Here is a 23,090-nt window from a genome sequence, read left to right on the forward strand (position 1 = left end):
CTTTTACAGCCATAGAAAAATCCCCTCCAAGTAGTAGTGCATCATCCATGATAAAATCATAGGCTTTTTACACTGTCTACTTAAAGGGGATAATACCAGAATTAATATTCCTGGGGACTTTTTTTTATTTTTTCACTTCATTTTTTTTTTCGTCATAATAAAACCTTAATAAGTCACCGTAAATGATTTTGTCGGAATAATCTAGTTCTTGTTTAGATTTTTCCATATATGGCCCACATGCATTGTCTGCATCTTCTACAGGCAATCCTGTAGCTTTATCATAGCACGTATCCCTTGTATACACATAATCCTTAGTGATGAAGCTACCATCACGTAATACAGTGAAATCCATCTTCTCAGGGGAGAACAAGTCAGCCCCAAATTCAATGTTTTCCTTATTATTAACGCCAAGTAAATGAAGTAAAGTTGGTTTTACATCGATTTGGCCTGCCACTTTTGAAATGGTCTTTCCTTTTTGTCCAGGGACATGGACAATGAAAGGAACTTGCTGAAGTTGAACAGATTCATAAGGTGTAATTTCTTTTCCAAGATATTGAGCCATTGCTGCATTATGGTTTTCTGAAATCCCATAGTGGTCACCCATGATTACAATGACTGAATTCTCATATAAACCTTCTTCTTTAAGACGATTAATGAACTGTTCAATCGCTTCATCCGTATAACGAACCGTTGGGAAATAGCGATTTAAAGTTTTTGAACTAGAGTTAAATTCATCGATCGAACGATCTTCCTCATCCAATGTGAATGGGAAATGGTTTGTTAATGTGATGAATTTAGCATAAAATGGCTTACCCTTTGCTTCCATTTCTTTTAAATGGGTAATAGACTGATCAAAGAATTCTTTATCTTTCAAACCCCAGTTAACTGAATTCTCTTCATTCACATCATAGTCATTGATTTCATAAAAGCGCTGATATCCAAATGCCTTATACATAATGTCACGGTTCCAGAAGCTCTTATTATTTGCATGTAGTGAAGCAGTCGAATATCCTTGTTCACTCAAAATTTGAGGCATTGCCTTATATTGATTTTGTGAATGCGTAAAAAATACAGCTCCACGGTTTAAAGGATACAAGGAATTCTCGACCAAGAATTCAGAGTCAGAAGTCTTTCCTTGTCCTGTTTGGTGATAGAAATTATCAAAGTAATAACTTTCTTTTACAAACTTATTCAAGAAAGGTGTTACTTCCTGTCCATTAACTTTTGCATTGATTACAAAGTCTTGTGTTGATTCCATAGAGATAAAGATCAGGTTTTTACCTTTAGCGATACCAAATAAGTCATCATTTGGTTGTTTATAATTCGCACGGATATAGTTTTCAATATCGGCAAGCTCACTGCCATCAGCCATGGCACGTTGAGCGGATGATTTTGATTGAAGGAACGCATCATAAATATGATAATTGTAAGTTCCAATGTTTTTAACCAACATCTCACGGTCAAATGTTCTAGTTAGCAATTCCGGACGCTCTGTCTCTGCTAAGCCTAAGTTGAATAACCCAATTGCAATTGCTACAAGATAAAACGCACGCTTATTAACTTTCGTTAAAGTAGTATTAACAATGAATTTTGGTTTCCATTTCATTAAAATGGCAAGAACAATCAAGTCCACAAAGAATAACAAATCCGTAGGCTGAATCAATTCGTTGACACTTCCACCTAAATCACTCATGTTGCTTGTTTGGAACAAAACAGGAATGGTTAGGAAATCATTAAAAAAGCGATAGAAAACCACGTTCGCAAAAAGGATGAATGAAATCAAGAAGCTTGTGATCATGATGTAACGATTTCTTCCCTTTTCTTTAAAAAACAATCCTAACCCAAGGACGAACATTAAGAAACTTATTGGGTTAATAAAAAGAATTAACTCCTGTTTCCAGTTTTCTATTTTAATATCAAAACTAGTTTTATAGGCGATATAAGTCTTTAACCATAGAAATACAATTGCGACAGTCAATAATGAAATATTTTTGTTTGTAAAGAACTTCTTCACTTCGCTTTACCTCCTCTTGTAGCGATGTAAATCGGTTTTATCAACATTGGTTTCTAAAAGAGAAACTGTAAATGCCATCATTTACAATGATTGATAAAATCTTAATACTTTTTTTACAAAAAATCAAATCGATGCAAATACAAAAAAGGTAGAATGATATTTTTCATGTTATTCTCTAGACCAATTAATTAGACGAGCTAAAATCAAAAAAGTTTCAAATTAATTAAAGTCAGAAAAATCAAATAAATCTACCTCATTAAGAAAACTCGCCAGGTGGCGAGTTTATCTATAGAAAATGTAATTCAACTAAATGTCCTATTTTTCATTCTTTGAAGATGGAATGCAAATCTTCATCACAAATATGAAAGGTAAAAGAGCCTTCAATGAAAGCTCCTTTGCTATTATATGTTCTAACGGATTAGATTTCAATCCCCAAAATTTGTTTTAACCAACCAAGCTGCACCAATTACCCCAGCATCATTACCTAATGTGGCAATTGCAATTTTAGTTGATTGCTTTACTCTGATGAAAGAGAATTGTTCAAAATAATTTTGAACTGATTTTAATAATATGTCTCCAGCTTTCGAAACGCCACCACCGATGACAATTTTTTCAGGATTTAAAGCACTTCCAAGGTTTGATAAAGCAAGGCCTAAGTAAAAACCTACACGATCTAAAACATTTTTAGCTAATGTATCTTCTTTTCTTGCCGCATCAAAGACATCTTTTGCTGAAATGGACCCAACACTTTCCAAATGATCTTTAAGGATAGTTACTCCATTATATTTTTTAATTTCTTCCATTGTAAGCCTTACAATTCCAGTTGCAGATGCAACGGTCTCAAGACAACCTTTTTTGCCACAATTACAATCAAAACCATTTTCAGGGACGACCGTAATATGACCTATCTCTCCACCTGCGCCACTTATACCGTGAACAAGGCTCCCGTTGGTAATTACTCCACCACCAACTCCAGTTCCTAATGTTACACAAACGATATCCTTCGCTCCATTACCTGCACCCTTCCACATTTCCCCTAAGGCTGCAAGATTAGCATCATTATCAACTATTACAGGCAGGTTCGTTTCCACTTCTAAAAGGTCTTTTAGTGGATAGTTCTTCCAACCTAAATTTACAGCTTCATAAATGACACCATTTGCCGTATTAACAGGTCCTGGAGCCCCCATTCCAATTCCTAGTAATTTACTTTTGCTTTCACCTATTTCTTTAAGCTTCGTATCGATGGCTTTTGCAATATTGGTTGTAATATGTTTCCCACTTTCAGTAATATCAGTAGCGATTTCCCACTTGTATTGGATTTCCCCATACTGATTGATAAAAGCAAGTTTTGTTGTCGTTCCACCTAGGTCTACACCCATTAACCATTTTTCCATTGATTTCACCTATTTAGTAAAATTTTCTTTTATCATGTTCAATTTGAATTTCATGTCTTAGTAATAACAAAGCAGTTTGAAAATCTCTCGGTTCAAGGAGCTGTGATTTATAGAGTTCAATTAGCTCTGATTCCATCATCTCTAAATCAGCCAAGCGCTCCCCAAGATAGATGATAGTGCCATATTTCTTTAATAACTGTTGAACATCATAGATTGTATTCATAATTATCCCTCATTGTTTTCATTCATTTTACAAGTATAAATCATACCTAATTATGCTACAAGAACTAAAGATAAATGGTAATCGTGAAGAACGTAGGTTAACCTCTAAACAACTGATTCGATAAATAAATATCTGTAAAAGAAACCAGTAAAAAATGAAAAATATTTACATACTTGTCAGTCTTGTACATAAAAATGGAATATCGAGCAGGAGGTGACCAATATGCAAATGTTAAAAAAATACTGGATACTTGGAGTTTTATTTGCTGGGCTCATCATGTTTATGTTCCTAAGAGACAACGATTCTAAAGATGTGTTTAATTATTATCCAGCTGATCCAAACGTATCATTTATTGAATATCGGACAGGACTATCTGCTGAGAAAGTAAATAACCAGTATCTCTTGGACTGGAATACTTTTTCTGAATTGGATCGTAAGGCTTTCTTGCGTCAAGATGTAGGTTTACTTTTTAAAAATGGTAGATTGAAAGGGGCTCTTAGGAACTGGAATCAAAATAATAGCATCTTATCTCAAGAAGACACTATTCGTGAAAAAGATAGTGGGCTCTTTCAGACAATCACATTCCACTATGCGGAGATTCATCCGGGACCTTCAACATTTTCTAGCGCACAGGCCATGTCGGATAATAGTTTGAATGTGATTCATTCTAATAATGAAGATTTTCAAACATTTTCAAAACCTTTTACAAAACAGCAACAAGAATGGCAACAAACGTTTTCCAAACAACAAGAGGCTCTTTACAATGAAACATTGATGAAAGCCGAAAACGAGTTCCAAATAAATCGAAACGACTATACCATAATCCCTCTAACGGAGTTAAGAACAAAACAAGATCAATTCTTGTCTGGTTTTTCTAAAGCTAGACAAACCGAAATAGTCGGTAGACTTTGGGAAGGACTTTATAAGAACTATGTATTAGGAATAAGAAAAGGAGATGGTTCTGTTATAACTCCTCTTAACAGTACCACCCCTTTATTACTCTTACATAAAAACCGAAAAGAATTAGATGTTATTACGATCACTGAAGATGGCACTCCAGCAATGCTCATACAGGCGCTATAATTTCATGGAAGCTTCTCAAGGAGGGTTTGATACATGGGCTCTCCTTTACCATATTTAATAGCCAATAATAATTGTTCCTTTGCTTTTTCCGTATTGCCTTCTTCAAGGTATACAAGAGACAAATTATAATACGCTTCATGTAAATCCTTTTTCTGTTGGATCGCTTCTAGATAAGCTGTTTTTGCCTCTTGATATCTCTTTTCTTTAGCTTCTAAATTACCAAGTAAAAAGTAAGCATGTGGTGCAGTCGGCCTTTCATGTAGCAGCCCTTTCAAAAGATCCCTTGCTTCGTTTTCTTCGCCTGCTTGAATGTACTCATTCGCCAAAGAAACAATCACTGGATCATGATTTCGATTTTCTTGAAGAGAGTATCCGAGCATAAGTGTAAAATAAGTGATGAATCCTAAACTAACCGTTCCAATTATTCTAATTATGCCGTTTCCTTTTTTCGGCACACCAATTGCCAAGGAAATAAGGAAGCCGCCAATTAGCCCTCCAATATGCCCAGAATTATCAATGCCTGATAATGTGAAACCAAGAGCGAGATTGATGGCAATTAAAACAATAATATTTGTCCCCATTTTTCTGAAAAATAGCTTTGGCTGTTTCCATCCAAAAAATAACAAAGCACCGAAACAACCAAAAATTGCACCACTGGCTCCAGCTGATAATGAATCATTAAACAGGAAACTTGCTAATGTACCTGCAAATCCAGCGAATAAATAAAAGATGAAAAATCGAAAGCTACCATATATTTTTTCTACTTCAGCCCCTAAATAGTATAGAGCGAAAGAGTTCATTATTAGATGAAGCAAACCAATATGTACGAACATAGGGGTAATCAATCGCCACCATTCACCTTGAAGGATGAAGGGTGTATACTTAGCACCAAATTCAACTAGCGTTTTCATACTCTCACTACTACCTAATAATTCCATAAGAAGGAATATGACAATTTGAATCGCTAAAAATATCATTGTGAAAATTGGCTTTCCATATTGGAAGATTTTTTCTTCTTCTTCTCGCTTACGGACCGTGCTTTGCAACACTTGATGTTTTAAAGCAGGAATTTTTTCTTCACTTATATCATCATAGAAAATTTCTGAGCTTACCACTCCCCCCATTAGTTCTGATAACTGTTGAAGGCTTGATTCAAACTTACTGGTTTCAAAAATATATGAAGAGAGGGTTGTTTTCTTCAGAGTTATTATATCGTGTTCATAGTCATCCACAGGTGGAAAAGGCGATATGTAAACATTCAAAACATTGATTGGACGCTTAAAAAGCTGAGCTCGTACTCTTTCAGAGTTATGAGCTGTGCGATTCAAATCCCTTTTTAGCCAATTTCCCCAATCTAGGTCATGCCTCATTAACCTTACAACCGGGAACTTTTTTTCACTGTACTTTTCTAACCAAATCTCATTTTGATCTGTAGAAACAGAAATAACTTCATAACCATGATCGATGCAAAGGGCATGTAAAATCGACCAATAATAATAATCTTCTTTTACACTCAAAACTTCCCCTACTTTCTTTTTCTCCTATTTCATCTTTCCCTACCTCTTTAACACTATAATCTATGTAGACTAAAAAAGAAAAGAATCAACACCTGTTTAAATAAGACTTGATTGCAATTGCAATGAAAACTTCTCATACATCTTTATTCAGTAACTTTCACCAAATAGCCTGTATAAATCTAAACTATTTTTACAAAAACCCGGACATCAAGTTATCCGGGTTTTGCTACGATATAGACTTGATGACTTGCCAACCAAATCATTCAATAAAGCTATTGAAAAGGTTTTTTACTTGTCATCCTCTAATATCTAGGAGATGCTTCTAACTTGAACATGCTTTGTAACATTTTATCCTTCACCAGTGGCATGTTCATGGAAGAAGCAACCAAACTACGGCGTAAAAAAGGCACTCCTAAAAGGACATTTAGCAATCGATATCGAAAACGGTAGCCTAGATAAGCAGACAATACAATTGCACCCCATTTTACTAACATTCTAAGCATAATGAATCCCTCCTTATTTTAGTTTGAAATAGAGGAGGGATTTTTATGATAATTTCTTTAGACTCTTTCCCTTAACTTTTCTGTTATTTAACAATGGAGTGGTTGATTAACCGTTTGCTTAAAAAATCTTTATTAAAAAACACAATTATTAGAATAGAGCCTTTCTTTATAATAGCCGTCAAGTATTAGAATATTTAGAAAGAGTATCTTACAAAAATGGAGAAATAGTTTTCTTTAAAACATCAACGGAGTAAGAAAACTTTTCTTTTTCCCCTTCATTTAGATTCAATTCGATTACCTCTTTGATACCCGTTCGATTCACAATACATGGAACCCCAATATAAACATCTTGATGTCCATACTCTCCCTCTAACAATGCCGATACAGTCAAAATACTGTTTTCATCATGAAGGATGGCTCTCGTAATGCGGACAAGGCCCATTGCTATTCCGTAGAATGTGGCACCTTTTCTTTCAATGATTTTATACGCGGCATCCCTCACATCAATAAACAAGCGATCCAAATCCTCCTGTTTAGAACCTTCTTTAGTGACGATTGCTTCTGAAATGGGTTTAGTCCCTATATTGGCATGGCTCCATACAGGTAGCTCTGTGTCACCATGCTCACCAATGATATATGCATGGACATTACGGCTATCAACTTGAAAATATTCCCCTAAATTGTAACGAAGGCGCGCCGTATCAAGAATTGTTCCTGAACCGATGACTTGCTCCTTAGGCAATCCTGAATATTTCCATGTGGCATATGTCAAAATATCAACTGGATTGGTAGCAATCAAGAAAATGCCATCAAATCCACTGTCCATAACCTGTGCCACTATATGTTTAAATATCGCTAAATTCTTTCCAACTAGATCAAGACGAGTTTCTCCTGGTTTTTGATTGGCACCCGCAGTCAATACTACTAAATCTGCATCCTGACAGTCATAATAATCCCCGAACCATATTTTAGTTGATGAAGGAGCAAAAGGTAAGCCGTGATTCAAATCCATTGCATCACCTTCTGACTTACTTTTATTCACATCTAGTAGAACCAATTCCTCTGATACTCCCTGGTTTAACATCGCAAAAGCATAGCTACTGCCTACAAAGCCTGTTCCTATTAGGACTACACGATTCACTTTGTTTTTCATTGGAATACCTTCTTTCATTTTCTCATCGACCAACTATATCCATATTGTATTACAAGAACCATTCATGAAATGTAGAATTTAGCGTTTACTTATAGCAAATTTGTTACATTCTCAGATATTTTTTCGTTTCATTGCTAAATGAACAAAATACTTAGCAGGACTACAATAGTTATACTTAGAAAATTCACTTTATCATTATCAATATACTTTAAGCCCTTTTTTAAGCGTGTCGGCATTCCACAGTGTATTCTTTTTTCCGTTTCTAGACTACAATTGTTACACTGATGGACTTCTTGGACCGTTGCTCCAAGAACTGTATCCACAGCACTTCCAAGAAAACCAAAGAAAATAATCAGCAATACCTGATAAGTAGAAAGATCCCATAAATATGCAGCTATGATTCCGATGAAAGCAGCCCCAAGCAATGAAAATGTAGTTCCTAGTGTAGAAATGGCGCCAGAGGTCCCCTTATCGACTTTTTTCCATGTCAAGATATGAATGGGAGTTCCTTTGCTTAAAACGCCTACTTCTGAAGCCCAAGTATCCGAATTGGCAGCAGCAATACTGACTAAGAATGTAATTAACCAGATAGAGTCACCGGTAAGATAATATATAAGGCCAGAACTAGCTGCTAACCCCCCATTTGCAAAAACTTGAACGTAATCCCGGCGGTCGCTTTTTTCCAGTTTATTTTCAACATGTTTCTTTTGCTGTTGTTTAAACTTGGACCAAAGGCTCGAGGATGCGAAGAAAAAACCTAAGATGAATAGCCCTTGCCACTGAAATCCTACAGCAGTTAAGCATCCAACAAAGAAGGTTGCGATAGCACCACTAAATGATAATGATTTTACAAAATAACCGGATATGGCTGTAATAAGGATAACTAAGAAATATAACACATATTCAATGTTCACAATCTATCACTTCCTTTGGAGTGATAATGGTTGACACGGGGAGATCGAATGCATCAATTGGAACTGATTTCACGATTTGTTCCTCGAAAGCAAGTGACGTTGTCTTCCCTTTCCACTTTTCCAGAAAACGATCGTAATAACCTCCACCAAAACCAATTCGATACCCATTAGGGGAGAATGCAACTCCCGGAACGATTGTTAAATCTATCTTTTCGTGTTCTATACTTTCAGTTGTATGTACAATGGGTTCCCAAAGAGAAAAGTAAACCTGTTCCAATTGATCAAAACTCTTTATTTTTCGAAAATCCATTTTCTTCTCTTTAGGGATGCATTTTGGAACGACTATCGATTTACCTTGTTTCCATGCTTTCTCTATAATTGCCCTTGTTTCGACTTCAGGGAAATTCGAAATCGTGATTGAAACAACGGTTGATTGTTTCCAATCCTCTAGAGAAAAAAGCTTCTCCGCAATCCTAGTAGACTGTTCTTGATAATCAACCTTATTCTTCATAGACAATGTATCCCATATTTGTTTTCTAATATACGATTTAGTCTCCAAGATTCTACCTCCTCTAGAAAAGGTTTTTTTAAAACTCACCAAATTTTTGAGCTTTAAGATGAAGACAGAGGTGTAAATGTCGGATGTTGTTTATTCTTATCTTCAACACTACCTCAACTTGTTTCTACTTATTTGAAGTACAAAAAAAACAACAGGATGAATCCTGTTGTTTTACTTCGTTTCACGGTGCGTAGTCATGCGTTTTTCTCTAGAGCAATATTTTTTAAGCTCAAGACGGTCCGGATTGTTACGCTTATTTTTTTTAGAAATATAGTTACGCTCACCACATTCTGTGCAAGCTAACGTAATATTAACACGCATTTGTATTTCCCTCCAAACATTGATTCATCTTCACATAGGACTTTTATATAATATCACTTTTGCAAATGAAATGCTAGTATGTTTTTTGAAGAAATCAACATGCGTAAGGATTAAAGTTTAATTAGAGTTTATTTAGCAATCTTTCTTCTATCCCTATCATTTCATCATTAGATGTAGCAGTAATGGTCCAAATCATTCCTTCAGACGTCTTCCCTGGGGCCAGCTCCATTTCTAATGTAAATAAACTGCATAAACTGCCGCTCGCTAAAGGCGAAATGGGAAGAAATCCTTCTTCTTTACTTCTGAAAATAGGTTTTGACTGGTCAGCCTCATAGTCTCTGATACAATATTGCGAAAGACCGCGTCCATTAAGGACACCTCCTAGCATAACGATTGAATCTGATGAATAATGAAGGATAGCATTTTTGGCTGGACTGTAAAAGGCTAAGCTTTTATCTTCTGATGTATGTAAATACTGGACGATAATTTTATAAAGCTTAGAGTGTTGTGATTGATTGGTTAAACTAAATGAAATATGCTCTATTTCTTCATTTTTGTTTAGCGAAAGGATAGAAAAATCTGATTGCACTTGTTGCTTGTTAGGAAATTCCCATGAAAAACCTCTGTTAGACCATAATCCTATCCTAAGTGGAGAATCATCGTTAAAAAGAATCGGTTGCTGATAGATAGAGCAGACATTCCAGCTTTCATGTTCCCGATTATCTGCTACCTGTGCTTGATAATTCATTTCTTTCACCTCTTTCGATTCTCTTAGTCAATTTATACTCTTTTATTAAATGTGCTGTTTGGATTCCTACTCTTTCCCAACAGAATAACTTCGAAGCAACTTCCTTTCCTTTCAAAGCCATTTTTTCAGTGTCCGTTGGATGATTAATTATATATTCAATTTTCTTAGCAAGATCTACTGGATCCCCTGTCTTAAAGAGTAAACCGCTTTCCCCATTCTGAATGATGGCTTTAAGTCCACCTGTTTCAGATACAATCACTGGCTTTCCAGAAATCATGGCTTCAAGGGCGACAATTCCAAAAGGTTCATACGTGCTTGGGAAAATGGTAAGATCACATTGATGCAATAATTGGTCTCTCACTTCATCTTGTATGAAACCAATCAATTGTATTTGATGTTCCAAACCACGATTTTGTATCATTTCCCTATATGTCTCAAGCAGGGGACCTCTACCTGCTATTACAACTTTTACATCTATATTTGCGGTTTTCAGATGATCAGTTGCTTCTATTAATATGTCAAACCCTTTTTCCGGCACCATTCTCCCCCAAGAAAATATGGAATAGGCTTTCTTATCCTCTTGATTAGTAATGACGCTTTCAATAATATCGGACTTTTCTACACCGTTAGCGATGACAGCTAATTTGTCACTTGGGGTTGAGAAGATTTCCATAAGTTCATTTTTCATAAACTCACTACATACTATGAGCTGATCAGCATGATCGATTAATTTTCTTTCTTGTTCATGGATAAAGAATTGGATATTGTTATGGATTCCGTTATGTCTTCCATTTTCAGTCGCATGAATGGTTGCTAATAACGGTATGTCCCATCTTTGACCTGCTGCAATTGCGGCAGCTCCTACAAGCCAATCATGGGCATGAATCATATCAGGTTTGATTTCACTTTCTATTAAATATGAAATCTTTTCCCCCATCTTTACATTTAAGCAACCCACCCATTCGATGAAGGAAGACTGGTCCCATTGCTGCATTTCTATACGATGTACGTGTACACCAGATTCAATATAATCTGTTCCTTCTCCATTCATCCCTACAGTCACTACATGTACATTATGACCCAATGCCGCCAAAGCCTTTGACAACCCAAAAACATGTCTTGCCAAACCTCCAACTATATGAGGGGGATATTCCCAAGTTAGCATAAGTATATTTAGTGCCTGATCATGACTGAGGGTATCATTTGGTGTAGCTAAGTTTTTATTATCAATTGAATCCAATAACATATAAAATTTATTTTTATATGATTGTTTCTGTTCTTCACACACTTCTGAATCTGCAACTTTGCTCCATAAATACAATATTTCACTTATTGTACTTGTATCTAATAGGAGTCGCTCTTTCTTTTGAATGAATTTAATTTCCATCTCTATCAATTCGATAATCCACTTGCTGTCATTTTCTTCGAACAAGCTAATATTTCGATCTCCAATGCCGAAATATGAAAAATCAAGATAGGATACTTCGTCTAATTCACTATGTTCACTTTCATCTTTAAGTCTAGAATGATTTTCCTTAATAGGGATTGAATTTCTCATATCATTGATTGAAATCGTTTCTTCAAGAGTTCCATTGAAAATAGCCTGGATGCACAATAAACCATATGGAGACTTTGTCACCGGAAGATCAGTTTTTGGCTCCTTATATTTCATGGTATTGAAATCAATGAGGAGATTTTCATAGCCACATTTCAAAATATACTCATCTATTCCGGACATAAATGCGCCTCTAGGTGGTATAAACCACTTTGGTTTGTAGTGAAGATAATGTTCGTAGAGGGAAATAGCCTCTTTGATTTGCCATTCTATCAAGTCAGAAGTTTGCATGATCGTTAATGGAAAAGGAACAAATGTTGTACCTACTAATTCGATCCTTCCTTTTTGTAAGAACATTCGGACTTTTGAAAGCAAGTTAATCCCATACTTTTTATATTCAACTGGATAAATCTCCTCAATAGTTTGTTCACTCAAGCGTAAGAAGGATTCATCAGCTAGGTTTTTTACCATTATGCCAGATAAACATAAGCCAATTTTTTCCTCGTGATCGCTTTCTAAATGGTCAAATAAAGAATAGAAAGTATTAAACAGACTTCGCATAGTTTCAATATCGTTTTCTTTTGCACCCGTCGGCAAGTGTGCATAGTAGACAACCTTCATTCACAACCCTCCTCCTTTTATATGATCACTTGTTGTAGTAGCTATAGGTACTAATATGTTCAACCCAGTTAGGTCGCTCTTTTTTACTAATACTCCATTTTTGAATGTCACTTGAAAGTTGTCCACATTGTGATAGCTCGTTCCTAGGAGTTTGTATAGTGTTTGATCGTAGTAAGGGCATGAAGTTACCATCTTCTTGTAATAAACCTACTTCTACCAAATAAGATCGAGAAGGCTTTAGGCCATTAAGGATCCAATGATTCTGTCTTGAAGGGATAACTGCATCGGTATAATAATGTGCATTATTCCCATTAAATATCACTTTGGAAACATCGTATAAACGGAGCATGAAAGTAAACTGTTCAATAGCTTTGCCATAATAGTTTTGAAGAGTCATCTTCAACATCTCTGAGAATGTCCAATAAACAAGTACACTTTCTTCATTTCGCTGAATAAGTAGGATTTTACTATTTTTTTCATTAGGAGAAAGGGAGTGTCGGTCTAATACATGTTCTTTTCTTAATGGTACTTGATAGATTGGTTTCGATTTTCTAATTTTCTTCTCAGTTTCTTCTGGTAATTCCTGATTCATATGTTTTTTCCATTGATACTGGATCTTTCCTACCGTTGTATTCATTTGTTTAGCAATCTTTCTGAATGAAAGTCCTTTGTTTCGTAAATCGATAATTTCCTCAATCACCTTCGACACCTCCAATTGAAATGTATACAAAACACATATAATAAATCTTAAAAAATAATCAATATATGATAAAAACCATCATTTTATTCATCTTTTTCCTATTATTATCGTAGCATTGAACTCTCACTTGGACAATGAACGCATTTTGTCGAGAATATGCGAATGCTTTCAGTTCTAAGGAAAATATTGAAAAATTCCCTCTATCCCTTCTCATTCGACAAACTTTCAAGTAATCATTTTGACATTTTTTCCTATAATTCACCTTTTTTCCTACTTATTCATTACAGAGTTATTAAATCATTCACCAAACTTTGATTAATACGTGTAAAATATATATGAATTGAATTTGCAGCTGAGGTGAGAGTGTGGGAATAGTATTCATAGTATTATTAGTAGTAGCAATTACCTTATTACTTCTATCTCTTTTTTCAAAAGATAGAGTTTCTAAGCTTGAAGAAGATTTGGAACAATTATCACTTACCTATATGCAAGACGTATATCAGTTAAAAAGGAAAATGAAAGTATTAGAGGAAGAGCTATTAATACAAGAACCGTCTATGTCGGTACAACCTGTAAGAAATCAAAAAAAGGGATCTGTAAATGAGATTTTGAAAAGCCAAGTGATATCTCTATATAATCAAGGTCTATCATTGCAACAGATAGAAAGACAATCCACCTTAAGTCAGGATGAAATCATCGAGATCATTGAAGATTCACGTGGGAAGGGATTTTGATCATGAATAAAAGAAGTATTCAATCCTTTGCAGGTGGAATTATCTTTGCTACCACGATTATTGCTGGCTATCATTACTTTTTTGAAAAGCAGCCAACGATCCAGTTAGAGGAAGCAATGAAAATAATTGAAGAACACGGGATGACCATTGAAAAAACAAAGCAACATGAAGCAACCAAAAAATCAATAGAAGAGAAAAAAACTCCAACGGAAACTGAATCCACAAACAAGAAAGAAGAACCAAATGAAGCAAGTAATACAGAAGGAAATGAAGAGAAACCAACCGCTGATAAAAAAGAGGAAGAGAAAGCTAGCTCATTGACCCTTACTATCGAGCCAGGAATGAATCCTGAAACAATCGCTTCCCTTCTTGAGAAACAAGGAATTATACAGGACAAAAATGCCTTTACAGATTATTTGGAGAAGAATAATTTATCTACTAAAGTACAATTAGGCGAATACGTATTAACTAAAAATATGTCTATATCACAAATTGCTAAGACTATAACTAATTAATAAGAAGAGGATGATCCATTTAGTCATCCTCTTTTGTTATGTAAAAATCCCAAATGGATTGGACAAAGATGTTGTATTTTTATTTTCCCATTACTAGTCGGTTACTCTTCGATTAGATTCACAGCTATACCTTAAGAGTAGGCACTGTTAAACTAGCCTGTTGATAGCAGTGAGGGGCACTCGTTTTTCGCAAATTTAACATAATAACAAATCAACATTAGCCTAAAAAAGAGAGTGTTCAAAGGTAATATCTATCTTTGAACACTCTCAATCCCTCTATTCATTTAAATCAAAGTGTCTTCCTCTGACTAGATAATAAATGCTTTCAGCCACATTTGTAGCATGGTCTGCTGTTCGCTCCAAGTAACGTGCAATAAAGGATAGTTGAGTAACCTGTTGCTGATTTTCATTAGTCAATTTTAAGATGTTACGGATATTTTCACCGTATAAAGCATCTACCTTGTCATCCATTTCAGCAATTTTTTTTGCCAGTTGTACATCTTCTTGGTCAAATGCTTCCAATGATAAACGAATCATTTCGATTGTGATATCGTGCATTTTTTTAAGATCGTCTAACGGAAAAATGAAAGGTTCTTTACCAATGCGAATAGCAGATTTAGCAATATTCACACCAAAGTCAGCCATTCTTTCAATATCTGATGCAATTTTGATAGCCACAATGATTCTACGTAAATCGATTGCAACTGGTTGTTGTTTTGCAATTAATAAAATAGCGAAATCGTTAATTTCCAGTTCCAGCATATCCGCTGTAGTATCTTCATCGATAATTTTTAATGCCGAATCAATATCTTGATTTTCTAGTGCTTGAAAGGCATTCGACAAAGATGATGTTGCTAAGTTCCCTAACTCGATCAACTTGCTTTTCAAAACTTGTAATTCATTTTCAAAACGTTCACGTACTGGCATTTTATTTGCACCCTTCCTTTAAGAGAATCAACCGAATCGTCCCGTAATATAATCTTCCGTTCTTTTATCGGTTGGGTTTGAGAAGATCTTATCCGTTTCAGAAAACTCCACCACTTCACCATTTAAGAAGAACGCAGTCTTGTCAGATATACGCGCTGCTTGCTGCATGTTGTGAGTTACAATAATGATACTAAAGTTTTGCTTCAATTCTTGAACAAGCTCTTCTACCTTCAATGTGGAAATTGGATCAAGCGCCGATGTTGGTTCATCCATTAGGATTACATCTGGCTCGATAGCTAAACAACGCGCGATACAAAGACGTTGTTGCTGTCCTCCAGATAAACCATAAGCGTTTTCATGCAGACGATCCTTTACCTCATCCCAAATTGCCGCTCCACGAAGACTTTTCTCTACTATCTCGTCAAGGATTTTTTTATCGCGAATACCATGAATCTTTGGTCCATAAACGACATTTTCATAAATTGATTTTGGGAATGGATTTGGCTTTTGGAAAACCATTCCTACCTTCGTGCGTAATTCTTCGACTTTATAACCTTTATCTAAGATATTACGACCTCGGTATTTAATTTCTCCAGATGTTTTTACAATTGGAACTAATTCAATCATACGGTTCAAAGTTTTGATATATGTTGATTTACCACAGCCAGATGGCCCAATGATAGCTGTTACTTCGTTTTCATAAATGTCTAAATTAATATTTTTCAAAGCATGGTTTTCTCCATACCATAAGTTCAATTGAGATGTTTCATAAACCACCTGCTTATTTGTAGGTGTATTGTTATTGATCGAGCTCACTTTCATAGTCGCTTTCGTTACCGTTTCATTCATTATTGATTCCTCCCTCATCCTATTAAAACTAACCCCTGTTTAATAACGGTTTGAGTACTTATTTCTGATTAATACTGCAATGGAATTCATGATGATCAGCAATGCTAACAAGACGATGATTCCTGAAGCAGCAACATTATGAAACTCCTCTTGTGGTCTTGATGTCCAGTTATAAATTTGCATAGGCAGTACAGTAAAGGTATCAAATACGGTTTTAGGCAAGAAGGCTATAAACATTGGAATACCTACTACTACGAGTGGTGCTGTTTCACCTATTGCACGGGAAAGGGCTAATATCCCCCCTGTTAAAATTCCTGGGATCGCAGCAGGAAGGACTACCCTAATAATCGTTTGCCACTTCGTTGCACCCATACCGTAGGACGCTTCCCTTAAATGTTTTGGCACTGAACGAATAGCCTCTTGTGATGCAACGATAATGACAGGTAATACTAATAAGCTCATAGTTAAACCTGCTGCAAGAACAGAATGCCCTAAAGCCAGTGCTCTAACAAAAATAGTTAATCCAAGCAATCCAAACACAATGGATGGTACGCCTGCTAAATTTGAAATGTTGATTTGAATAAATGCGGTAAATCGATTTTTTTTAGCATATTCCTCCAGATAAATCGCAGTTCCTACACCTAGAAACAAGGAAACTGGAGCTACAACAGCCATTAACCAAATAGTACCAATTAATGCCGCTTTAATACCAGCTTGTTCAGGTCTACGTGAAGCAAAGTTCTGAAAAAATTCTAAATCTAAATGTCCAAGTCCTTGAGTGAATATCCGATATAAAAGAATAGCTAATACAAGTAATCCAAATAATGTCGCTCCAAAGAATAACCCCTTTAAGATTGCATTATTCAATAACCTGCTAGACATTCTTTTTAAGACTTTTTGTTCATCGATAAGTTTCATTAATATTCCTCCCTGAATTTACGAGAGATGAATTGTGCAAGCAAGTTCATTGCAAGCGTGAATAAGAACAGTGTCATACCTACAGCATAAATACTGTAATAAATGGTTGTTCCAAATCCAGCATCACCAGTGGTTACTTGAACAATATATGCGGTCATTGTTTGAATGGATGAAGTAACATCCATGGTTAAAGATGGAGTGGAACCACCTGCAACCGTTACAATCATCGTTTCTCCAATTGCCCTTGATAGAGCAAGTACAATAGATGCCATAATTCCAGAAATAGCAGCAGGCAATATGACTTTAATCGCGGTTTCCAACTTAGTAGCCCCTAAAGCGAAAGCACCTTCACGAATAGAGTTAGGAACAGAACTCATTGCATCTTCTGATAAGGAAGCAATCATCGGTGTAATCATGATCCCAACTACAATACCGGGGCTTAGCGCATTAAAGATCTCTAGGCCAGGAATGATTTCTCGTAAAATAGGAGTAACGAAGGTCAATGCAAAGAAACCATAGACAATCGTAGGAATACCAGCCAAAACCTCTAATATCGGTTTTATAATTCTGCGTGTGCGATCTGATGCATACTCACTCAAATAAATGGCTGACGCCAGTCCAATTGGTACAGCAACAAGAGAAGCAATAATGGTAACTTTTAAGGTACCAGCTATTAAAGGCATGATCCCATAAGAAGCGTTGCTTTCAGAGAAAGGGTACCACTTCTCTGCTGTTAAGAATTCCGTAATAGAAACCCTGTTAAAAAACTCAAACGTTTCAAAGATTAATGTAAATACAATCCCGACTGTTGTTAAGACTGAAATGATTGCTGTGAGAAGCAACAAACCTGGGACCATTTTTTCAAAAGACAATCCAGATTTGTTTCTCTTCTTTTCTTCAATCATTTTTTGAATCGAAAATTGATTCGTTGTTCCTAGACCCACTTTAAAAACCCCTTCCTTTTCAAGACATGACAAGGGGAGAAGCAATATCACGCTTCTCTCCCGCCGTTGTCTTCATCATCCAAAGCCGAAAAGAAAATTATTTTTTCAAGCCCTCTAAAGTTTCAAGAGCCTTTGTATACTCTTCTTCCGGAAGTGCAACATATCCTACTTCTTCAGACATAGCTGCTGCATTCTCAAGTGTAAATTTAACATAATCTGCAACCTGCTCTTTTTCAGCAACTGCTTTATTTGCTACATAAGTGAATAATGGACGAGATAGTGGTGCGTATGTGCCATCCATGATTGTTTCGTGGTTAGGTTCGATTGCACCGTTTCCACCATCGATAGGTACAACTTTTAATTTATCTTTGTTTTCGTTATAGTAAGCAAATCCGAAGAATCCGATAGCATTTTTATCGCCTGTAACACCTTGAACAAGTACGTTATCATCTTCAGAAAGTGTTGCATTTGAAACGATTGGTTGATCTTCTAAGATCACTTCATTGAAGTAGTCGTATGTTCCAGAATCAGTACCTGGAGAGTAGAACTTGATTTCTTCGTTAGGCCATTCCGGACGGATGTCTGACCACATTTTTGGCTTACCAGTATCTACCCACATCTTACTTAATTCTTCAGTAGTTAATTGATCTACCCAGTCATTATCTTTATTTACAACGATAGAAAGTCCATCGAATGCAAGCTTAAATTCAGTGTATTCAATACCTTTACTTTCTAGTTCAGCTTTTTCTTCATCTTTAATTGGACGAGAAGCGTTAGACATATCTGTTTCACCAGCGATGAATTTTTTAAATCCTCCACCAGTACCTGCGAAACCAACAGATACTTTAACTTCAGGTTGTTCAAGCATATATTCTTCTGATACAGCTTCCATGATTGGATATACTGTTGAAGAACCGTCAACTGCGATATCTCCTTGAAGCTGCTTGTCCGCTGCTTCTGATTGACCATTTTTATTAGCACCCTCTGCACCACACGCTGCTGTGATTGCTAGCGCTCCTGATAACATTGCTGTTAGTGCCATGTACTTGAAACCTTTCATTCTCTGATTCCCCCTGAGATTGAGTTTGTTTTATATTGTTTGTCTTACAGTTATTAGAATATGCGATGAGTATTAATGTGGTTTTAATTGAATGTAAAGGAAGTGTAAAGAAGGGTTATAAAAGTGTAAATTGTGTTTAAAACACGATTACTTAGGACATAAACCCTTCCTTAATAATTATCTAGTTAAAAAAAAAAGACATTCATGGGGATTTCCACGAATGTCTTCTTTGCTTTTATTCATTAGTTTCAGTTGAATCATCTTGGTCGTTATCTGTTTGACCTTGCGCATTATCTCCAGTTTGAGGTGACTGTGTCCCCTCCACTTTCTGGACGGCATTGCTTTGGTCAAGTTTTTGTCCTGCTCGTGCTTTTTTCAATTCAAAATAAGCATCCATAATTTTACGTCCTATGTCCTGGTTCATCGTATGACCATTCGTTCTACCTTGATAAGCCCACGGAACTACTACCGAGAAACTCACTTCAGGATTGTCATATGGTGCATACCCTACCAAAGTCAGGTTCATGGTTTCTGGAGGCTCGTCATAATTTTTCCTTAATGGACCATCATAAAATGCTTGGGCCGTACCTGTTTTACCTGCTGGCTTATAATCTGCACCTGAGAATTTAACCCTTGCAGTACCACCTTGTACATGCATAACCTGGATGAATCCTTGCTGCACTCGTTCAATCCATTCCGGTTTCATATCTAATCGATTCAAAACCGTAGGTGGGATTTGTTTAATGAGTGGTCCAAGGATAGAGTTGTCTTCAACAGGTTCCCGTAATTCTTTAACTATATGTGGCTGCATACGATATCCACCGTTTGCAATAGTGGAAACATATTGAGCTAATTGAATCGGAGTATACGTATCATACTGACCGATAGATAAATCAAGAAGTTTACCTGGTCCTCTTTCAGAGCCTTTAAAACCTACCATTTCGTTTGGAAGATCAATGCCCGTACGAACACCAAGCCCAAATTGGCTATAGAAATATCTCATAGTGTCGTATGCTTTCGGATTAACTCTTAATGGCTTCCCTGGTACATAATTTCCGTTACCAATATTGATTGCAGTCTTGAACATATAAACATTCGACGATCGACGTAATGCTTCTAAGTCATTTACATTTCCCATGTTGGTGTAAGACCCTTTATCAGGAGTCCCTTTAATTCTTAGCTTTGTATCGTAAAGGACTGTACCAGGTGAAATAGCTCCTGTTTGATATCCAGTCAGGACTGTAGCACCTTTAACCGATGAACCCATCGTGTAAGATGTAGTAAAAGTTCCTAAAGCAAAATCATTGAATTTTACCTGGCCTGTTTTTTTATCTCTCTCGAATTGTTTTCCAGCCAGCGAAAGAATTTCACCCGTTTTAGGATTCATCATTACTACAAATGCACGGTCTAAAAGTTGAGTGTTACTTCTTGCTTTCTTTTCCTTTAACTCTTCTTCTAAGATCTTTTCTACAGCGATTTGCAAGTCCATATCGATTGTTAAGACTAAATCTTTCCCACGGTTACCTTCTGTAATCGGAATGGACTCCAGGATATTGCCTGCTTTGTCCGTTACATTCTTCACTTTTGCTTTTTGTCCGTGAAGAACTTCCTCATAGGAATACTCTACATAGCTTTTTCCTACTCGATCGTTACGACTGTAGTCCCTTGCAAGATAATACTCAAGCTGTTCGCTTGGAAGCCCTTCCTCGGAAGAAGAAACTTTCCCTAAGACACTTTGCAAAGTAAGTCCGAACTGACTGTATCTTTCCCAGTCTGTTGTTATATCGACTCCAGGCAAGTACTGAAGATTCTCACTTACTACCGCAAATTCTTTTTGAGTCACTCCTTGATTTTTTACAATTTGAGGAGTTAAAGCATAACCACTATTAAACTCTCTGAAAATCGCAAGAACCTCAAGCTCTTCACCTGTAAGTTCTTTGAGCTCATTCTCAGTGATCCTTTCCAATTGAAGCTTATATAATTCCTTGTCAGTTAACAGTTTTTCTGCATATTTCTTTTTCTCAGCCTTTGTAATTTTTTCTTCGGCTCTTTTTGGATTTTTCAAAATCCAGAAATCCTTTTTATCACGCTCAGTTACTTTTTTAGTATCTTTGTCAATCAATTTTGCCAGATTCTCTGCAACCTTTAACATCTCATCTGATTTAGTACCTTGATACCTTGTATATGTGATGGCATCTAACGGTTTATTATCAACAATTGCCTTACCATTGCGATCAAAGATTTTTCCTCTTGGAACAGGATTATTAACTGTTACATCTTCCGTCCGTTCAATTTCCCTTCGATAATCGTCCCCGTAAACAATTTGTACAACACCTAGGCGAAGTACAAGTATTGAAAATAGCACGAAAACTACAAAAAAGACTATATTCAAACGAAAAGGAACATGCGTCTTCTTCTTTTTTTCCTTAACTTTTACTTTTTTCAACGCAGGCCACTTCCTTTATTCCTTACACATTTTAAGTCAACCTTTATTGTATAGAAAAATGGCTGTTTTTTCTACCATTTAACTATAAGAATTAAGACTAAAATGGAAAATGAGCACCTGCCAATGATTTCCTGATCAAAAGCTGTTCATGGTGAAGGCAATTCAATTTTTCGAATAAAAAAGTAAATACAACTATGACCTGCTCCAAGAATGAGCAATAACACGGGGATGCTGTCTTTCTCATTAAAAAAATAAATGGCAAAAAGAAATGCAGTAATGGAAATCGCCCTCCCCAAATTGAGGAATAGTTCCCTTACGACCACATACTCAATCCTTCTTTCAGCAGCCTCTTTTGCCCTACCAATCACATCATATGTAAGAGAAATGTATGGAACCAAAAGCATCGGATAAAAAATGGCGATCGTGCCAGAATACAGCAATAGTTTTCCATACGATAAATCAAACACGATTAAGAATATGGAAAGGTATAATCCGATACCTCCTATTAAAATCGCTTTTTTACGGATATTCTTCTTTATCAACCTGGATGCAAAATAATAGGAAATAAACGAAACAAAAGAATTAATCATCCCAAAAGTCCCCAATGCAAGTTCACTTTTGGTAGAAATGAACACAAATACAGAAATGATAAAAAGAAAGGTACCCTCTCGAAGCCCCTGAAAAACGTGAGCATTTGTTACCATCCTCCAATTGTCATTCTGTTTCCGTTCAAGCAGTGCCTCTTTGAATAAGTACCTTCCATGCGCCGGTCGCCTTTTCAAGGAAAAACTTAAAATGACAGCCACAGCGAACAACCCTAAAGACATGGCAAATATAAAACTATATCCTTGAAACCCTATATACCTAGTGATAATCCAACCAGCCAATATTGGGCCAATAATGCCACCTATCGAGTTTAAGATCCCTAAAAATCCGTTGAAAAAATCCCTATTTTCAGGTTCCGTTATTTCAAACGTCAAAACATTAAACGCAAGCCAGTAAAAACCATAACCAATTCCTAGTAATACTCCTAAAAGAATGATAAATTCACTAGCTCTTGCGCCGACAAGTAAAACAGTGACATAAAAAATAGCTAAAAAAATAACACCGAGTCTCAATACGATGATTCGGTCCAATTTCTTTGCCATTCTCCCGGCTAATATAAACGTTAAAGGCTGAAATATCACAACTGTCAGGTTATAGATTCCCAAATCTGAAAATTCCCCCGACTGCTTCCACAAAAACACATTCACAAAAGTATTGGATAAAGCAATGCTTAAACTATAAAGCCCGCCAATACATAATAAAATTAATAAATCTTTTGTTAGTTCCACTTCACCAATCATCTTTTTTACAAACATGCCAGACTCTCCTTTATGTGGCATAGTTTGC

At 36.0% G+C, this 23,090-nt stretch carries 22 protein-coding genes; 3 read left to right on the forward strand and 19 right to left on the reverse strand.

Features of this window, described 5'->3' with window-relative positions; genetic code table 11:
- Nucleotides 1–124 precede the first annotated feature (124 nt).
- The 3 genes from G3O09_RS21010 to G3O09_RS21020 form a co-directional block, all read right to left on the reverse strand.
- Nucleotides 125–2,014 (reverse strand): LTA synthase family protein, encoded by a 1,890-nt coding sequence (locus G3O09_RS21010; RefSeq protein WP_163103393.1) that lies wholly within the window; start codon nt 2,012–2,014, stop codon nt 125–127.
- A 425-nt stretch (nt 2,015–2,439) separates the two neighbouring features.
- Entirely contained in the window at nt 2,440–3,408 is a 969-nt protein-coding gene (locus tag G3O09_RS21015) for an ROK family glucokinase (RefSeq protein WP_163103394.1), read from the reverse strand.
- A 13-nt stretch (nt 3,409–3,421) separates the two neighbouring features.
- Nucleotides 3,422–3,631, reverse strand: coding sequence for a YqgQ family protein (locus tag G3O09_RS21020; protein WP_163103395.1), 210 nt, complete (start codon nt 3,629–3,631; stop codon nt 3,422–3,424).
- A 222-nt stretch (nt 3,632–3,853) separates the two neighbouring features.
- On the opposite strand from G3O09_RS21020, the gene G3O09_RS21025 reads away from it, so the two are divergent.
- Nucleotides 3,854–4,714, forward strand: coding sequence for a hypothetical protein (locus tag G3O09_RS21025; protein WP_163103396.1), 861 nt, complete (start codon nt 3,854–3,856; stop codon nt 4,712–4,714).
- A gap of 2 nt (nt 4,715–4,716) precedes the next feature.
- Here G3O09_RS21025 and G3O09_RS21030 read toward each other — a convergent pair whose 3' ends face one another.
- The 9 genes from G3O09_RS21030 to G3O09_RS21070 all read right to left on the reverse strand — a co-directional run bounded on the left by G3O09_RS21030 (nt 4,717) and on the right by G3O09_RS21070 (nt 13,305).
- Nucleotides 4,717–6,231, reverse strand: a complete 1,515-nt coding sequence (locus G3O09_RS21030) for a rhomboid family intramembrane serine protease (RefSeq protein WP_163103397.1) — start codon at nt 6,229–6,231, stop codon at nt 4,717–4,719.
- Between the two features lie 302 nt (nt 6,232–6,533).
- Nucleotides 6,534–6,734, reverse strand: a complete 201-nt coding sequence (locus G3O09_RS21035; RefSeq protein ID WP_240338524.1) for a sodium:proton antiporter — start codon at nt 6,732–6,734, stop codon at nt 6,534–6,536.
- A gap of 208 nt (nt 6,735–6,942) precedes the next feature.
- Nucleotides 6,943–7,887 carry an L-lactate dehydrogenase gene (locus G3O09_RS21040; protein ID WP_163103398.1) on the reverse strand — a complete coding sequence of 315 codons (945 nt, stop codon included), beginning with the start codon at nt 7,885–7,887 and terminating at the stop codon, nt 6,943–6,945.
- 134 nt (nt 7,888–8,021) lie between these two features.
- Nucleotides 8,022–8,801, reverse strand: coding sequence for a DUF92 domain-containing protein (locus tag G3O09_RS21045; RefSeq protein ID WP_240338525.1), 780 nt, complete (start codon nt 8,799–8,801; stop codon nt 8,022–8,024).
- Nucleotides 8,791–9,360 (reverse strand): 5-formyltetrahydrofolate cyclo-ligase, encoded by a 570-nt coding sequence (locus tag G3O09_RS21050; protein ID WP_163103399.1) that lies wholly within the window; start codon nt 9,358–9,360, stop codon nt 8,791–8,793. The genes G3O09_RS21045 and G3O09_RS21050 overlap by 11 nt, the downstream gene beginning before the upstream one ends.
- Before the next feature lie 171 nt (nt 9,361–9,531).
- A complete protein-coding gene (gene rpmG / locus G3O09_RS21055; RefSeq protein WP_108670799.1) occupies nt 9,532–9,681 on the reverse strand; it encodes a 50S ribosomal protein L33 in 150 nt (49 codons plus the stop codon).
- A gap of 121 nt (nt 9,682–9,802) precedes the next feature.
- A complete protein-coding gene (locus G3O09_RS21060) occupies nt 9,803–10,429 on the reverse strand; it encodes a hypothetical protein (RefSeq protein ID WP_163103400.1) in 627 nt (208 codons plus the stop codon).
- Entirely contained in the window at nt 10,401–12,605 is a 2,205-nt protein-coding gene (locus tag G3O09_RS21065) for a glycosyltransferase family 4 protein (protein WP_163103401.1), read from the reverse strand. Before G3O09_RS21065 ends, G3O09_RS21060 begins: the two co-directional genes overlap by 29 nt.
- Nucleotides 12,606–12,630: 25 nt before the next feature.
- Nucleotides 12,631–13,305, reverse strand: a complete 675-nt coding sequence (locus tag G3O09_RS21070) for a DUF4912 domain-containing protein (protein ID WP_163103402.1) — start codon at nt 13,303–13,305, stop codon at nt 12,631–12,633.
- A 365-nt stretch (nt 13,306–13,670) separates the two neighbouring features.
- Here G3O09_RS21070 and G3O09_RS21075 point away from each other — a divergent pair, with 365 nt between their 5' ends.
- Together G3O09_RS21075 and G3O09_RS21080 are read left to right on the forward strand one after the other, a co-directional pair.
- Complete coding sequence (locus G3O09_RS21075; protein ID WP_163103403.1) at nt 13,671–14,039, forward strand: hypothetical protein; 369 nt, start codon at nt 13,671–13,673, stop codon at nt 14,037–14,039.
- A gap of 2 nt (nt 14,040–14,041) precedes the next feature.
- Nucleotides 14,042–14,554, forward strand: coding sequence for an endolytic transglycosylase MltG (locus G3O09_RS21080; RefSeq protein ID WP_163103404.1), 513 nt, complete (start codon nt 14,042–14,044; stop codon nt 14,552–14,554).
- 276 nt (nt 14,555–14,830) lie between these two features.
- On the opposite strand, the gene phoU is transcribed toward G3O09_RS21080, so the two are convergent.
- The 7 genes from phoU to G3O09_RS21115 all read right to left on the reverse strand — a co-directional run bounded on the left by phoU (nt 14,831) and on the right by G3O09_RS21115 (nt 23,083).
- Nucleotides 14,831–15,481, reverse strand: coding sequence for a phosphate signaling complex protein PhoU (phoU, locus tag G3O09_RS21085; protein ID WP_163103405.1), 651 nt, complete (start codon nt 15,479–15,481; stop codon nt 14,831–14,833).
- A gap of 27 nt (nt 15,482–15,508) precedes the next feature.
- Nucleotides 15,509–16,303: a phosphate ABC transporter ATP-binding protein PstB gene (gene pstB / locus G3O09_RS21090; RefSeq protein WP_240338526.1), complete on the reverse strand. Its 795-nt coding sequence runs from the start codon at nt 16,301–16,303 to the stop codon at nt 15,509–15,511.
- Between the two features lie 66 nt (nt 16,304–16,369).
- Entirely contained in the window at nt 16,370–17,248 is an 879-nt protein-coding gene (gene pstA, locus G3O09_RS21095; protein WP_163103407.1) for a phosphate ABC transporter permease PstA, read from the reverse strand.
- A complete protein-coding gene (pstC, locus tag G3O09_RS21100; protein WP_163103413.1) occupies nt 17,248–18,153 on the reverse strand; it encodes a phosphate ABC transporter permease subunit PstC in 906 nt (301 codons plus the stop codon). Before pstC ends, pstA begins: the two co-directional genes overlap by 1 nt.
- 136 nt (nt 18,154–18,289) lie before the next feature.
- Nucleotides 18,290–19,252 carry a PstS family phosphate ABC transporter substrate-binding protein gene (locus G3O09_RS21105; protein WP_163103408.1) on the reverse strand — a complete coding sequence of 321 codons (963 nt, stop codon included), beginning with the start codon at nt 19,250–19,252 and terminating at the stop codon, nt 18,290–18,292.
- Between the two features lie 235 nt (nt 19,253–19,487).
- Complete coding sequence (locus G3O09_RS21110; RefSeq protein ID WP_163103409.1) at nt 19,488–21,698, reverse strand: peptidoglycan D,D-transpeptidase FtsI family protein; 2,211 nt, start codon at nt 21,696–21,698, stop codon at nt 19,488–19,490.
- Between the two features lie 146 nt (nt 21,699–21,844).
- Nucleotides 21,845–23,083, reverse strand: coding sequence for an MFS transporter (locus tag G3O09_RS21115; protein ID WP_338048430.1), 1,239 nt, complete (start codon nt 23,081–23,083; stop codon nt 21,845–21,847).
- Nucleotides 23,084–23,090 lie beyond the last annotated feature (7 nt).

Origin of the sequence: Peribacillus alkalitolerans (genome assembly GCF_010882125.1) — a bacterium.
Lineage (GTDB): Bacteria > Bacillota > Bacilli > Bacillales > DSM-1321 > Bacillus_BN > Bacillus_BN alkalitolerans.

Excerpts from the sequence above, each read along its gene's own strand:
- G3O09_RS21015 (WP_163103394.1), bottom strand. The coding sequence starts at position 3,408 with ATGGAAAAATGGTTAATGGGTGTAGACCTAGGTGGAACGACAACAAAA.
- G3O09_RS21065 (WP_163103401.1), bottom strand. The coding sequence starts at position 12,605 with ATGAAGGTTGTCTACTATGCACACTTGCCGACGGGTGCAAAAGAAAAC.
- G3O09_RS21020 (WP_163103395.1), bottom strand. The coding sequence starts at position 3,631 with ATGAATACAATCTATGATGTTCAACAGTTATTAAAGAAATATGGCACT.
- phoU (WP_163103405.1), bottom strand. The coding sequence starts at position 15,481 with ATGCCAGTACGTGAACGTTTTGAAAATGAATTACAAGTTTTGAAAAGC.
- G3O09_RS21105 (WP_163103408.1), bottom strand. The coding sequence starts at position 19,252 with ATGAAAGGTTTCAAGTACATGGCACTAACAGCAATGTTATCAGGAGCG.
- pstA (WP_163103407.1), bottom strand. The coding sequence starts at position 17,248 with ATGAAACTTATCGATGAACAAAAAGTCTTAAAAAGAATGTCTAGCAGG.
- G3O09_RS21025 (WP_163103396.1), top strand. The coding sequence starts at position 3,854 with ATGCAAATGTTAAAAAAATACTGGATACTTGGAGTTTTATTTGCTGGG.
- pstC (WP_163103413.1), bottom strand. The coding sequence starts at position 18,153 with ATGATTGAAGAAAAGAAGAGAAACAAATCTGGATTGTCTTTTGAAAAA.
- G3O09_RS21060 (WP_163103400.1), bottom strand. The coding sequence starts at position 10,429 with ATGAATTATCAAGCACAGGTAGCAGATAATCGGGAACATGAAAGCTGG.
- G3O09_RS21115 (WP_338048430.1), bottom strand. The coding sequence starts at position 23,083 with ATGCCACATAAAGGAGAGTCTGGCATGTTTGTAAAAAAGATGATTGGT.
- G3O09_RS21040 (WP_163103398.1), bottom strand. The coding sequence starts at position 7,887 with ATGAAAAACAAAGTGAATCGTGTAGTCCTAATAGGAACAGGCTTTGTA.
- G3O09_RS21035 (WP_240338524.1), bottom strand. The coding sequence starts at position 6,734 with ATGCTTAGAATGTTAGTAAAATGGGGTGCAATTGTATTGTCTGCTTAT.
- rpmG (WP_108670799.1), bottom strand. The coding sequence starts at position 9,681 with ATGCGTGTTAATATTACGTTAGCTTGCACAGAATGTGGTGAGCGTAAC.
- pstB (WP_240338526.1), bottom strand. The coding sequence starts at position 16,303 with ATGAAAGTGAGCTCGATCAATAACAATACACCTACAAATAAGCAGGTG.
- G3O09_RS21080 (WP_163103404.1), top strand. The coding sequence starts at position 14,042 with ATGAATAAAAGAAGTATTCAATCCTTTGCAGGTGGAATTATCTTTGCT.